The following is a 13,731-nucleotide window of genomic DNA, read 5'->3' on the forward strand; positions in this document are numbered from 1 at the left end:
TTGTTTACACATATTGCCCTGCACACCAACCACTTGACCATGCCCACTGAAAATTAAAGCCACCCAACCAGCCCGTCACATCCAGCACTTCACCAATAAAATATAAATTTGCTGTGGTTTTGGCTTCAAACGTTTTTGAAGAAATACCATCAGTGTCAACACCCCCTCGGGTGACTTCTGCAGTCCGGTAACCTTCTGTTCCTGATGGTTTAATGGTCCAGTGGTGAAAAAACTGTGTCAGTTGTTCTATGTCTTTCTTCACTAATTGTTTAGCCAGTTTATCACCTAAATCAGCGGCCATCAGACCTAACCAGGTCAACACAAAACGTTTCGGCAGATACTGGCTCAACAAGGTTTTGATTGTCGCTTTCTCTCCGCTCGTCACCCACTGTTCAATCAACTCAGTCACGCTATGGCTAGGTAAAAAGTCGATGGTGATTTCATCGGAGCTATACCAGTAGTTAGAGATTTGCAAAATGGCTGGTCCACTGAGCCCTCGGTGTGTAAATAACAAGGCTTCATTAAAACTTTGCTGACGACAGCTGACACGAATATCCATCGCTACACCTGCTAACTCCTGTGCGACAGTCAGCCAGGCATCACTTAAGGTAAATGGCACTAAAGCAGGTTCAGTATCTCTCACTTGTAAACCAAACTGTCTGGCAAGCTTATAACCAAAGCCTGTGGCCCCCATTTTCGGGATGGATAAACCACCGGTAGCGATGACCAGAGAATGACATTGATACTGACCTTGCTCGGTATCAATCACAAACTGACCTTGCTCCGTTTTTTCGATGGCCGTGATAGCGGTATCCGTCTGAATTTTGACCCCGCCTTTTTCACATTCAGCCAGCAGAATATTCAAAATATCTCGGGCTTTGTCATCACAGAATAATTCACCTGCGCCTTTGTCGTGATAAGCCAGATTGTAGCGAGAGACTAACTCCAGAAAATCATATTGGGTGTAGCGACTTAATGCTGACTTACAAAAATGGGGATTTGCCGACAGATAATTATCAGGTTCCATATAGAGGTTGGTGAAGTTACAGCGGCCACCACCTGACATTAATATTTTCTTACCGACTTTATTGGCATGGTCCAGCACCAGTACCTGGCGCCCACGCTGGCCGGCAGTAGCAGCACACATCAGACCAGCTGCACCGGCACCAATCACAATGCAGTCAAACACTTGAGAACTCGTCAAAACTTACTTCTCTTTATCATCCAGTGACGGCCAGCTGAAACCTTCCAGATCATTTTTCTTTGGGTGATATTTCAACTGCAGACCTTGCAGGAAATTTCGTAACACCTGATCTTTACAAGCCCGATAATGTTTGTGCTCCGGTTTTCTGAAAAACGCACTTAACTCATGTTTACTCAGGCTGAAACCTTCCAGTTGCAACACAGCTAGAATCTCATCGCTTTGTAAATTAAAGGCTATTTTGAGTTTTCTGAGGATAATATTATTGTTAAGCGACTTTTCCGGCTTGGGTTGTTCACCTTCTTTTTTGCCGCGTAAGTGATTAATCAGGCCGTTGAGGAAGGTCGCCATCTGTTTGTCATTCAGCGACTCATAGTCAGGATCATCGTCACGCTTCAACCATTGACTGACCTGTTCACGGCTTACATCGATATCTGCTTGCGCAAATACGTTTATCATCATGGAATCGTTCAAATCTAAGATATAACGAATTCGTCTCAATACATCATTGTTAGTCACACAGATTTCCTAAAGCAGAAGCCGGTTTGGTCTATCGCATTATCAGCATCATCAACCAACGAATGCATCGATAGACAGCAGGGTTAATAGTGAATACTTTAACAGGCTGAGACAAAATCGGTGAGATCGATGTTTGTGTTATCACTTACAAAGGCAACACACACTGCAGTGAGTCACCGTTCAATATCGCTGCTCCCCTCATAGGAGTTACTTAACGGTCAGCTTACCTCGTTTGACTGGCTCATCATCGGCATACCAACTAATACGTATATCGATACGTTTGTGTTCATCATTTTCACTGGCGGTTAATTTTAAGTTCAGCAGATCTTTCGGCTGCATTACCATTTTTCCTTCATCATCGCTGAAGCTGAGTTCACCTTTCGCAATGCCTTTGGCAACAGCATCCAACATCCCTTGAATACTTTTCTTGTCCTGTAAGGACTCGTGTCGGAAACGTTTTTTTTGCTCGATCATCACTTACTCCATGATTAGATTTTATAAAAATGTGGATGAAAGACCTTGGCAAATGGATAGTCTACGCTCAAACCGATAAGCTGTTGATCAGGGTGAATAATTGTCACGCCAGCCCCCACGCCTTTCAGGCCTTCTTTATGCCTTGAGTGACGATCAAGCGTCACATCACTTTCCACGTGAAGCAACCCGTGCTTCAAGACTAAACGTTGTCCATGTTTACGATTGATATGGCCCTGAACCAGGGCATGAATACCCTTACGGTTAATCTGCTTCACGCCTTTTCCACTGAGGGGTAAATCACTGTCGCGGTATTTGGTTCGCATCGTATTAGCTAAGCTGCCGTAGTAAAACTGAAACAGATCATTTTTCATTTGCTGACGAAACTGTTTATTCAGTTTTGCCACGCCTTCTTGCTCAATCACCTTACTGATTTCATCATCTAAGCCAGCATGCAGAAACAGAAAAGAACCACGACGATAACTGAGCTGCATACGTTTAAAAAACCAGGCATAGTCACCTTTGGGATGCAGAAATAACTGGCGACATTTCATTGCCGTGGCATAGACATCCTGCATACTAAATCCAGCCTTTTTACAAGCCACTTCAAAGTGATCATATTTTCGCTGCATCTTACGCAGCTCACGTTTAATGCCTGCGTGGGTCATCAATGTCTTGGCGTGTTGAGGAAATTGCTCAAACCAGTCGGGTCGTGGAAATAAGGCTTCTTTACAACTGGCTTCATCAGGAATCGACTTGTGTAATTTTTTGCCTTTCAAATAACGCTGATGCACTTCACTCAATAACGGGATAACCTTTTCCCCCATCCGCACAAAGAAGTGCTCTGTGCTGGGATGACGAGGCAAGCTCATCGCGTAGATGCCCATATACAGTCGCATATCATGGTTGCCGGCCAGCAGCTTTACCCGCGCGCCAGTATCAAAGAGTCGCTTAAGCGCATCCAGTAACGCTAAATTACTGGGCCCTTTATCAAGACAGTCACCGCCAATAATAAAAGTGGCCTCCCGCCCTAAGCGCGTCAATGTAAATTCCAGCAGGGCCTGATTAGTGATTTTGATACCCCCAGTCGCCACTAAGGAACGGACAAATGCTTCCGCGTCGGCATGAGGGTCGGCAATGAAAAAGATCGGACGCTTTGGCCATGTCCACTTGCTGTATTGCTGAGCTGCCTTCATTGCTTTGGCAAAAGACGCTTCATCCTGATGAGCCTTTTGACCTGAATGCGCTTCCGAAACATTCCAGCATTCGGTAGTAGTAGGTAAGTGTTGCCAAACAGATTGGTGAGTTTTGTGCTTACTCACCAGGGTTTCAATAAACCGTTGGCTATGCTTGAGATGCTGCTGTTGTGACATCATTTTCATAGTTAGTCCATGGTGGTAGCGGCAACAGATGAACGTTTTTTCCATTCACCACCCACGTGCTGCCAAGTGCCATCCTCGAATAGTTCAAGAAAAATAGGCCGAGAGTGGTACATGCTGAGTTGAGCAATCTCTTCAGCATTGATGACCCCTAAATGATAAGCAGCATGTCTAAATGAAGCGCCATGCCCTACACATAATTTCAGCTGAGATTCGGCTTTTCTGGGTATATCCCGCATCTGCGTTTCAATATGCTTAGCTACCCGAGAGCCAGCTGTCATCAATGACTCGGCACCTTGAAAAGGTAAACAAAAGTGACTATCAGACTTCCAACCTTCTGGTAATCGAGGATATCGAGGGTCAGTATTAACTATCTCCTCAATCTGTTTCACCGTGAGATTAGCTACAGAACCAACGCTTCGCTCAGCTAATGCATCATACGCTTGACTGCACAGTGAGGAATCGAGTGCCGTCTCTAAAATCAGGCGGAAAATATCGGCGGTTTGCCATGATCGCAACATATTTGAGCAATCAATCTGCGGCACCAATTGCCAGCCTTCTTGCAGAATAAGACGGCATAATTTCTGTGCCTCAATACACGCGTCGGTTTTACCCTGTTCCGTTAATGCGAAGGGCTGGTGCGCACTCGGTGTGTCAGCTAATTGCTCATAATCACCGTGCCGTATAAAACCGAGAATTAAACGAGACATACTATGCCTGCTTTTGAATGCATACAGTCAACGCCCGGATCATATCGACAAGATCGGGCTTGTTTATGACTCTTGCTGCCGAGTCCACCACGAACCATTGGCGGCGCCGTTTTTCAGACTCCCACTGAGTATCATCAGCAAGTTCCGTTACCCGCATTGGATACACCTTGACCTCACAGATTCCTCCCCACTTGTTGTGCTGAAAGCAGCCCAATGCATCTTCATGAATATTGCCTATTACGCCGGCTTCTTCCATAGCTTCTTTTAAGGCAGACTCAGTCGCAGACAGTCCCGGCTCAATAATGCCTTTAGGTATTCCCCACTTTTCTCTATCCTGCTTTGTGATTAAAAGTACCTGCAGCTGCTCATTATGCCAACGATAAGCCAGCACCCCAGACTGTTGGTAATAATAGGCTGGACGGTCACAATACTGCACTTGTCCATCACGTCTGACGGGGAATTTCTCAGGTAAATTCTTAGGTCGGATGAACGCGTTTAGCGAGACTTTATTATCATCAAAATGTAGATGTGCCAACGTCGCTGTTGGTAAGACTTTATCATCACCAAAATCCGGTAATTGGTCTGCTACCAGCTCCACTAAGGCTATTTCCATCCCAGGGTTATGACCAATAATGAGAGTTAAACCCACATTTTTTTGTGCTTTAGCAATCATATCCAGCACGGTAGCAGGGCTGGCTTCATAGAGTTCTGGAATGGGTTTGATAAGACTAATGGGCAACCCTGCTGCTTTGAGGGTTTTTTCTGCCGTTTCCATTGTGCGTTTTGCCGCTGACACCCAGACTTGTTCAGGAATGAATTGATGCGTATTTAACCACTCCCCCATACGCTGAGCAGCGCGTTTTCCGCGATTATTTAAAGGCCTATCAAAGTCATCGACGTCGACAGACCAATCTGATTTCGCATGTCTTAGGAGTAGTACATCACTCATTGCTTTTCTTGACCTGCAGCCAGATACAAAGCGGAAAGCTGCTGAAAATTGACACCGCCCGTTGCCTCATACACAGCAATATTATCTAAAATGGCTAAGTAGGCGTCTTCATCCGCTTGATAATCGTCAGAAATGAACTCGCCCTTTACTGTTTGATAAAAAGGACCGGGTGACTTCAAAATGGCTTGTAATAAATCGCGACGTTGACGTAAATTCACTCGATGTAAGCTGACATCACTTTGATCATGACGAGACCAATTCAGAATCAACAAGGCTTTTAATGGCGCTTCAAACTGAAGACGACCTTCACCGTATAAAGCATCAATATCCACATCAAATTTTTGCTCTAATTCCCATAGTTCATCCTTAGGTAAACTCAGAAAAGTCTGTCTCAATTCCTCAGTTAACAATGGGTGTAAGCGCTTATTATTCACAATCGTCCCTGGGTTAATGCGTGGTAATTTGGGAATACCATAAGCATCAACTCCTACAGATGTTTGTTTGATAAACAGACGATCATTGCTTAAAAAAGTCGTGCCTTCTTGTTCAAGCATCTCCAGCATCAAAGTGGATTTACCACCACCAGAAAAGCCTGCGACCGCAAAGGCCTCGCCCTCTCTCACGACAGCGGCAGCATGACAAATTAAGGCCTCTTTTTGCTGTAACCAAGTCATAAACTGGTTATTAATAAAGTTAATGACTTGATTGGCATTTTCTAAACAGGGCCCCATCGCAATCGCCGTATCCGTGCTTTGGTAAAACACCATACCAGTTCTGACTTTACGGATAAGCCTGGCTTTATCTAAATTGATATAGCTGTCTTTTTTGCCTGTTTTACCAGGTTCACGCTTCCAGTCGATAAAGGCATTAGAAAAGTCAGGCGTATCACACTCAATCGCTGTGACTTGATAGGTTGGTGTCGATACATTGCTGACTATTGATGAAAAATAAGCTGATAACCGTGCCAATAGCTCAATAGAATTAGAATGTATCCGGCAGCTGCAAAAACCAAGGTCGATTTCCAGTGCGTCTGGTAACGGCGGATAGTTCTTTAATAAAGACTCAATCTCATATGGTATCTCATTCGTCATGGCTATCTATCGTCTCTAGTACATGTTCGACATATAAGGCAGCAGCATCAACATCACAGCCTTCTTTTGCGCCCCTGAACCCACCAAATGCTGACACCTCAAATACAATTGGACCGTTATCGGTGATCGCCACATCCACAGTAGTAAAATCCATGTTGAATAATGACTGGGCTTGGGTCGCCATTTCAATAATCTCTGATGACGGTTCAAAAGCAGCATAACGACCGCCACTGTGAATCGTGGTATTCCATGCATCACTCTGTGATACCCGGGCATAGGTCCCCAGATAGTTTCCTGCTAAAAAAACGAGGCCCAGGTCTTGTCCTGACAGGTTCAATTTTTGTTGAATATACATCACCGGATTGACCTGTTTAAAATCGCTGACTTGCTGACGAATCTGAGAATCAGCCTGCTTGGCATTGATTAAAGTCATGCCGCGGGCTTTAGTAGAAAATAAGGGTTTAAAAACAGCCTCACCATACTCTTTGACGGTATTTATGGCTTGCTCAACATCCTCTGTAATGCAGGTATTTGGCATCGGTATGCCAGCATTTTTGAGTGTTATCGTGCAGCTAAGGCGATCAATCAGACGTAACATCGATTCTACCCGACTGAACACTCTTACTCCTTGCTGCTCAGCTACCCGTAACATTTCCAGTCGATCTAAGGTGCTGGGTGAATATTCCGCTGATATTTTTTTAACGATAAGACCATCTAGTTCACACAAATTAGTACCACGATACATCAGCTGCATTCGTGTTAAATCGAGGGTCACTTCTGACATATCGATCACTAAACGATAGCCCGTTTTAGCCTGAACTGCATCCGCCAAGGTTTCAGTGGACCACTTACCAGGAATGCCTATCACGCCTATTTTTAGATCGTTACTCAACAAATATCTCCTTCACAGGTACAGAAAAACGATGAATCTGTTTTGGGTGGGTCGTCAACACCAGCTCTATTAGGTAACGGGCTCGATAAAACATTCGCTTAGCGAGTGCTTTATCCAAAATAAAGCGGGTGGAGCTGGCAAACGCTCTGGCCAGACCTAATGCCAGCCTGATTTCAAAGGTATGGTCTTGGTGTTGTTTAGCAAATCGACGGGCAAACCGATACATTTCGATAGCCATTTTCATGATTTGTTTTCTTCGCTCTGAGTCTAAAATCTGCAGGCGATAATTTGATACCATGAAAATGGTGACATCCTGCACATAATCAGTGTATTTAGAACGATGTAAATCGATGAAATTAATGCGGTTTTCAATGGGGTCAAAAATAATATTATCCACATTAAAATCGCCATGAATATACACTGAGAAAGGCGGTGGATATTGCTTCTCCAACTGACGTGCTTGCTTAATGAGTGACTTCATTGATGGACAATCGTAATCGCCAATCTGACTGTTCGCGGCATCAAATTCTGGGTGAATTTTATACACATCAGCTAAGCGACTATCCATTTGCTGCATGAATAAAGCTGGACTGACTTTTTTACGTAAGGTCTCTGTCCATAACGACTCTAAGGTCTTCTTTAGTGCTTTAAGCGCCTGTTTTTGCAGTTTTTCTGACTCATTCACAATCACTTTTTCAAGGGTATATCCAGGAAGGTGTTCGATTAATAACGCCGCTGATTCGCCACGCTTTTGGTAGGACAAAATTTTAGGCGCTAAGCCTGGATAGATACTATCCCAGCTGTTCAGCCCCTGCTTTTCTTCTTTTAGCTTTTGCTTCTGACCGTCCTTATAGACCGCCATAAACCCCATTTTCTCAGCGCCATTAGACAGACCTGAAATAGCCGTGCCAGAGCGAGTTTCAGCGATAGGGGTAATAGTGACATCACTATCACCTTTCTCCACATCACTGATCAAAGATTGAAATGAATAATACCGTTCAAAATTGATCGGCTGCCCCACATTAGCTGACACAATGGTTTCGCTTATACGCAATAAAGCATCATCAAATTGTTTCATTTCATAAGCGACAAATAAGGCCTGCGTTAACTGTTTGGTCTGCGTCTGCTTTTTTAAAGCAGACACATAGCGTTTGATTAATCGCTGATGACTACTGCGAAGTCCTTGATTGATTTGCTCAATATCCAGCGCAATGCTTGATTTCCTCTCAATCACCGCAGGTAGGATAAGTTTAATGGCTTGTCTGACCTTTTTTACGATAGCGATAAAGGCTTTACTCATCAGTGCTTGTGCATCGTCAATCTGTTCTGATTGGGTAATACAATGACGACATATTTCAGCAATGCGCTCAATATCTGTGGCAATGAACTCAATACAGCGCAGACAGAATTTATCCGAATCATGCTCAACACCAGCGGCGATACGGTTAACCGTTGCCGTATGAATACGTGTTTTTAAATTATAGGCATACCCGGCACGATCACGGACTTTGCGTGCCAAAGACGCAGAAGGATTTCTGTAATAACTCGACAGTGTGGCTAGCTGGGCATCAATCTCGACACAGAGAAACTGCAAATTTTCTTTTATCTCTGTTGGTATTTTTTTCATGTAGTTATGGGGATCTTAAAGTCACTGCAGTCTAGCAAAACAACTCTGAACAGTGTGTGAAACTATTGTTACACTATGCCAACACACTTATTTGCTTGGACAAGTTGATGACCAAAATCCGCGTTTGTCGAACGGCATCTATCCCCGACCCACTCAGAATTAGCCGCTATCAAAAGATACCCGAGCTGGGGCCGAGAATTTTGTTCTTCAGTGGTGGTACCGCATTAACGGGGCTATCACGAGAGTTGAAAAAACTCACCCATAACTCCATTCATTTTGTCAGCCCTTTCGATTCAGGCGGTAGCTCAGCTAAGCTACGACATGCCTTCGATATGCCTGCTATTGGTGATTTACGCAGTCGCTTAATGGCCTTAGCTGATGAGACCGTGTTAGGGCATCCTGAAATCTATCGACTGTTCAGTTACCGTTTCTCAGTCACTGAGAATCAAGAGCGGCTTAAGCGACGACTACAGAATATGGTGAATGGCAAAGATGATTTAATCAATGACATTGCCAACCCTATGCGTAAGTTGATTTGTAACCATCTGGGTTATTTTTATCAGTCCATGCCCAAGGACTTTGATCTTCGTGGCGCCAGTATTGGTAATTTAATCTTGGCTGGTGGCTATCTGAATAATCATAAAGATTTGGAACCCATCGTTTTTTTATTCTCAAAACTGGTGCATGTATTAGGTACAGTGAGAACCATCACCAATGATGATTACCACCTCTCTGTCGAGCTAGAGAATGGAGAAATTATTCATGGACAACATTTAATTACAGGCAAGGAAGTCGCCCCTATTTTATCTCCCATCAAGCACATTCACTTGAGCGAAACGTTAAATGGTAGTCGTCCCACCGAGACAAAGTTACGTAAACGAAACCGTGGTTTATTTGAAGATGCAGATTTAATCTGTTACCCACCAGGCAGCTTTTATACCAGTCTGCTGGCCAACTTACTGCCGACCGGTGTGGGCAAAGCCATCGCTAACAATGGCTGCCCCAAAGTGTTCGTACCTAATCTCAATAGCGATCCAGAACAGCTTGGCATGACGTTACAAGACTCACTCATGACCATCATCAAATATATTCAAGAAGATATCACTGGTGATGCTCCTGCCAACACCGTATTGAATTATTTAATGGTGGATACCAAAAATGGACAATATCCTGGCGGGATTCCAACAGACTTATTGCAAGAGCTCAATATTGAACTCATCGACGTTAAGCTAATCGATAAACGTCATGATAAAACATATGATAATAAACGCTTAGTTTCTGCTTTACTGTCGCTTACCTAAATTATGCAGTCATTTTATTGAGCACGGATATCAAATTTCATGATGACCACATCCTGCTCGGCCTGCTCTTCCTTGACGATGCCAGCATGTAATTGAGCCTCACTGAGTTTGGCCTGTTCTTGCAAATAAAGCATGACGGCCTGCTGTCTGGCTTTGGCCAGATTATTCAGGTCTGCCTCAGAAATCACTTTGTTTGTGACTAAACTGGATTTTAGTTTGCTGTTATAGGCCAGCAAATCTACAGACGGCTCTTCATCATCGGCTGCCGTATTGTCGGCCATTACCTCCAGCTTCACTGCTGTTAGGTCAGGACTTAAAGCTTGTTCTGTATATAAACGCTCTAATACCGTTTGGCGACGGACTAACAATTGTTGGTCCGTGTCAGTCTGCTCTAAACCAACTTTGATATCCTGCTCCACCGCCTTAAGTTGCAATTGTTGCCGATCCAGCTTCTCTGCATAAGGCGCCGGAATGTCTAAAATTAATTGTGGACGTTGGACCAATGCTTCAGACAGTTTCAGCAAGGCTTCTTTTTGAGGTGGCGTGAGATCAGCTCGTCCCGCCTTAAAATGAATATTATCGACTGGCTGCTCATCACCTCCTATCAGGTTGGCCAGGAAGCGGAATGGTGAGGTCACAATATTACGAATCGCATTAAAAATCGCGTTGCGAATAGCCGGTCCCATTTCAAACTGAGGATTATTGACATCGCCTGTCACCGGAATGCTTAAATCAATCACCCCTTCACTATTTTTTAATAAGGCCACGGCCAGATCCAGAGGTAAATCGACTGCTTCTGGTGATTCCACTCGCTCTCCCAGCTTGATATCACGTATCACCAGGCTGTTAGATGCATTTAAATTTCCATTTTGGATTTCATAATTCAGTTTAACATCGGCACGACCATCGGCAATTTTTCTACCTGCAAATTTGATGGTGTATGGGCTCATGGCTGGCAGATCGAGATTACTGAATGACATGGCCACATTACTTTCTTCGGTAATATTGAACGGTGCCAGACTGCCTTCAATTTCGACCATACCAAACTCTTGCACCTGTCCTTCCAGATTCAATTCAACGGCCTGATCAGACTGGGTAGAAAAACCACTAATCCGGCCATCTAATGATCGCATTTCAGTATCAAACACAATTGGCAGGCTTTCATCGGTGAATCGTGAACTAGCCTTATTTATGATCACCTCACCAATAGATACTTTGTATGGCTCAGCATTATTTTCAGTTTCAGTAGCTGTGGCTGTGCTAGCGCTCGGTTGTTCTTTTAACAGCTGACGTAAATTGGTCACGCCATCTTTATTGATAAAGATACGACTGTACAGTTGATGGACTTCAATATCAGAAATAGCTAACTCTTTATTTTTGAGGGAGAAATCAATGGTATTAATGGATAACGCATCCAGGCTGAACAGTTTTTCCTTCAGATTCTGATTATCTATCTGCAACGATGATAACGCTAAGTCGCCATTAACCAAGAAGGCATCATCAGCGTTACTTTTCAGCGAAGCATTAGCTGATAACTGTCCATTTTCCAGCGTCACCATGGCATATTCATTGATGTATGGCTGTAATGGCGTCAGTGATAATTGGTCGATCTTACTCGCTGCTGTTACCGCCAGTTCAGGGAAAAGTTGTAGCTCGCCTGTAGTAGACAATGTACCGCCTGAACTCACCTTAATATTGGCGTTAAAAGGCATGATTTGCTTATCTGCAAGACTGAGGTTATTCAGGCTGGCAGTGAGATTCAATGTCATATTAGACGGCAATTGCGGTTGTTTATCTTCAATAGACAGATCAATATTATTCAGTCCGACTTCTGAGATAGCTAACTGTATGGCTGGCGTATCGTTAGTTTCTTGCGCGTCATCTGCCTCTGATTTGGGTAGGGCATCCAGTAATTGCTGCCAGTTAATCACGCCCTGTTCGTTCATGATCGTGACCAGTTTCGCCTCATTGACTGATACTTTATCAATGCTTAATTGATTGTCAGGATAACGATAACGGCCCTTTTCTAGCTGCAGCTCACCATTGGCAATTAAGGCTTTATCCAAGCCTGGTTGTGCCACATTGAGATCAAAGAGTTGGATAGCCGTGTTATTGATATCAACGCTAGGTTGCTGACCACTCAGATCCACATCATAGTCCAGACTGATATTGACGACACCTTGCTTTAATTCAACCGGTAACTGCGCTTTAAAATAACGGTATGGCGTCTGTAGATTAAATTGGTTCAGTTTGAGCTGACCGGCTACAGTCAGTGGTGATAATGAAAAGGTGCCCGCCACTGATAGATTCGCCTTGTCTTCCAGCTCCATATTCAATGTGGTTTTCGCGGTTTCATCAGCTTGAGTAGAAAATTGATTCAGCTGAAAATTGATAGGCGATATAACAGTTTTAAATGGCTCAGCAGGGACTTTATCCAGGTAATGTATTTCGCTGCCCTCAAAACTTAGTGAGTTTAAAACGACATGAAAGAGTGGCTCATCGGCATCTGAAGTGGTGGAATCTGCGGTGACAGGTTCTGACTCTTCTTTTTCAGGTGCTGTTTCCTGCCATGTATTCGCCAGACGTGTTAGGGTATTTTCTGCCTCGGAATAACGCTGAAAATGCAGATCAGCCGCGTTAATATCTACTGTAGGAATACTGATATCACCTTTGATTAATTGGCTTGGATCGACATTCACATATACCGAATCCCAAGCCAGAATAGGCTGGTTTTCTCTGGTTTGCATAGCCAGACCAGCGATGTTTAACTCAAAGGTAAAAGGGTTGAATTGGATATCCTGTACTTGTGTTTGCAGCTGTAAACGCTGGTCCAGAGTGCTTTTTAGTTGTCTTTCTGCCAGCCAGGGCAAGAAATAAAACCCGGCCAACGTGTAAATAACGACCAGAGTTAGCAGGCCGATAATGAAACGACGATGACGAAAAAGAAAAGTCTTAGCTGATGGCATGCAATTCATTCATTGTGATGATGGAATCATTAGATAGTACACAATTAACTTTATCGTACCAATGTGTGTACTGGTGAGTTAGGCTTGCTGAAGACGCTCACGCGTGTCTGCCGCGCCCATCGCATCCGCCAACATTAACGCCGTTTTGCCGTCATCCGTCCTGGCCTCTATATCAGCACCATGCGCCAACAGGCAATCGACCACCGCCAGTTGATTGAACATGGCTGCAAACATCAGGGCTGTTTTACCATCTGGCGTTGTCGCATTGACATTGGCACCATGCTGAATCAACAACTCGGCAATATCTTTATAACCTTTAAATGCCACACCAGCTAAAGGGGTTTGTTGGCGATCATTGGCCAGTTCAGGGTCGGCACCATGTTCCAGCAATAACTTTGTCATCTCATAATGGCCATTATAGCTGGCCAGCATCAACAGACTATCGCCATTGCCCGTGCGAATATCCACTGGCAGGCCCATTTCCAGTGATTTTTTTAACTCTTCCGCTTTACCGTCACGCACTAACTGAAAGACTAATTGAGCTAGCTCGTAGGTTTTCTCATCCATTTCTGGGTTGGCGTCATTTTCTGTCATCACAGTATCCTTTAAATCTGTTGTTAGCTAT

General features: G+C 44.0%; 12 protein-coding genes. 1 reads left to right on the top strand and 11 read right to left on the bottom strand.

Going from position 1 to position 13,731, the window contains the following annotated elements:
• Positions 1–4: 4 nt before the first annotated feature.
• From B3V56_RS03140 to B3V56_RS03180, 9 genes are all read right to left on the bottom strand, one after another.
• Positions 5–1,204 carry an NAD(P)/FAD-dependent oxidoreductase gene (locus tag B3V56_RS03140; protein WP_289283352.1) on the bottom strand — a complete coding sequence of 400 codons (1,200 nt, stop codon included), beginning with the start codon at positions 1,202–1,204 and terminating at the stop codon, positions 5–7.
• A 3-nt stretch (positions 1,205–1,207) separates the two neighbouring features.
• The gene (locus tag B3V56_RS03145; protein ID WP_286305859.1) at positions 1,208–1,720 is read right to left on the bottom strand and encodes a DUF1456 family protein; all 513 of its coding nucleotides are present in this window, start codon (positions 1,718–1,720) and stop codon (positions 1,208–1,210) included.
• Positions 1,721–1,927: 207 nt separating this feature from the next.
• Entirely contained in the window at positions 1,928–2,194 is a 267-nt protein-coding gene (locus tag B3V56_RS03150) for an amphi-Trp domain-containing protein (RefSeq protein WP_289243668.1), read from the bottom strand.
• Between the two features lie 14 nt (positions 2,195–2,208).
• The gene (locus B3V56_RS03155; protein WP_289283351.1) at positions 2,209–3,573 is read right to left on the bottom strand and encodes a metallophosphoesterase; all 1,365 of its coding nucleotides are present in this window, start codon (positions 3,571–3,573) and stop codon (positions 2,209–2,211) included.
• A 2-nt stretch (positions 3,574–3,575) separates the two neighbouring features.
• Complete coding sequence (locus B3V56_RS03160; RefSeq protein ID WP_289243666.1) at positions 3,576–4,280, bottom strand: histidine phosphatase family protein; 705 nt, start codon at positions 4,278–4,280, stop codon at positions 3,576–3,578.
• A gap of 1 nt (position 4,281) precedes the next feature.
• Positions 4,282–5,229 (bottom strand): histidine phosphatase family protein, encoded by a 948-nt coding sequence (locus B3V56_RS03165; protein ID WP_289283350.1) that lies wholly within the window; start codon positions 5,227–5,229, stop codon positions 4,282–4,284.
• Positions 5,226–6,320, bottom strand: coding sequence for an HprK-related kinase B (locus tag B3V56_RS03170; RefSeq protein WP_289283349.1), 1,095 nt, complete (start codon positions 6,318–6,320; stop codon positions 5,226–5,228). Before B3V56_RS03170 ends, B3V56_RS03165 begins: the two co-directional genes overlap by 4 nt.
• Positions 6,310–7,212 (bottom strand): GAK system ATP-grasp enzyme, encoded by a 903-nt coding sequence (locus tag B3V56_RS03175; protein ID WP_289283348.1) that lies wholly within the window; start codon positions 7,210–7,212, stop codon positions 6,310–6,312. The genes B3V56_RS03170 and B3V56_RS03175 overlap by 11 nt, the downstream gene beginning before the upstream one ends.
• Positions 7,205–8,839: a phosphotransferase gene (locus B3V56_RS03180; protein ID WP_289283965.1), complete on the bottom strand. Its 1,635-nt coding sequence runs from the start codon at positions 8,837–8,839 to the stop codon at positions 7,205–7,207. The genes B3V56_RS03175 and B3V56_RS03180 overlap by 8 nt, the downstream gene beginning before the upstream one ends.
• A 107-nt stretch (positions 8,840–8,946) precedes the next feature.
• Between B3V56_RS03180 and B3V56_RS03185 the strand changes: the two genes are divergently transcribed.
• The gene (locus B3V56_RS03185) at positions 8,947–10,140 is read left to right on the top strand and encodes a GAK system CofD-like protein (RefSeq protein ID WP_289283345.1); all 1,194 of its coding nucleotides are present in this window, start codon (positions 8,947–8,949) and stop codon (positions 10,138–10,140) included.
• 14 nt (positions 10,141–10,154) lie between these two features.
• Here the strand turns inward: B3V56_RS03185 and B3V56_RS03190 are convergent, their stop codons facing one another.
• The gene (locus B3V56_RS03190; protein WP_289283344.1) at positions 10,155–13,106 is read right to left on the bottom strand and encodes a DUF748 domain-containing protein; all 2,952 of its coding nucleotides are present in this window, start codon (positions 13,104–13,106) and stop codon (positions 10,155–10,157) included.
• Positions 13,107–13,184: 78 nt separating this feature from the next.
• On the bottom strand, positions 13,185–13,700 hold the full coding sequence (locus tag B3V56_RS03195) for an ankyrin repeat domain-containing protein (RefSeq protein WP_289283343.1): 516 nt from the start codon (positions 13,698–13,700) through the stop codon (positions 13,185–13,187).
• Positions 13,701–13,731 lie beyond the last annotated feature (31 nt).

The organism is Methylophaga sp. UBA2513 (assembly GCF_002341285.1).
In the GTDB taxonomy this organism is placed as follows: domain Bacteria; phylum Pseudomonadota; class Gammaproteobacteria; order Nitrosococcales; family Methylophagaceae; genus Methylophaga; species Methylophaga marina.